This is a genomic window from Methylobacterium sp. WL6 (assembly GCF_008040095.1).
In the GTDB taxonomy this organism is placed as follows: domain Bacteria; phylum Pseudomonadota; class Alphaproteobacteria; order Rhizobiales; family Beijerinckiaceae; genus Methylobacterium.
In genome coordinates this window covers 1-460 of sequence record NZ_VRVH01000695.1, presented here as the reverse complement: position 1 = coordinate 460, position 460 = coordinate 1, and the positions used below count along the sequence as shown (strand labels likewise).

1 pseudogene is annotated in these 460 nt (G+C 77.8%); it reads right to left on the bottom strand.

Features of this window, described 5'->3' with window-relative positions:
* Positions 1–460: pseudogene (locus tag FV230_RS30265) on the bottom strand (AsmA protein); the annotation flags it as partial.

Below are 460 nucleotides of genomic sequence, written 5' to 3'. Positions count from 1 at the left end.
GTGGTGAGCGGGCCGACGTCGAGGCTGCGCTCGGGCGCGGCGAGCGGGCCGGCGAAGCCGAGCTGGATCGCGGGCGGCCCGCCGCTCCAGCCCTTCGGCGCCGCACCGCCGCCGAGCGTGCCGCGGGCGTCGAGCCGGCTCGTTCGAAGATCGTAGCCGAGCGTCCCGTTCCAGCGCGCCGCGCCGAAATCGAGGTCGAGCGGCCCGGCGCGCACGACCCCTCCGATGATGGTGGCCGGCGCCGAGGCCGGCTGCGTCGTGCCGGCAGCGGCCTTCGACAGCTCCTCGGCGACGAGGGCCTGGAGCCGGCCGTCGCGCAAGGGGTCCTCGATCTGCAGGGCGCGGACGAGGGCGCGCCCGACGGCGGCGGGATCCGTCTCGGGCAGGTTGAGGGCGGCGAGCGTGAGGCTGCCAGTGCCCGAGAGGTTGGCCGCCAGCGCGCCGGGCGTCTCGCCGGAGG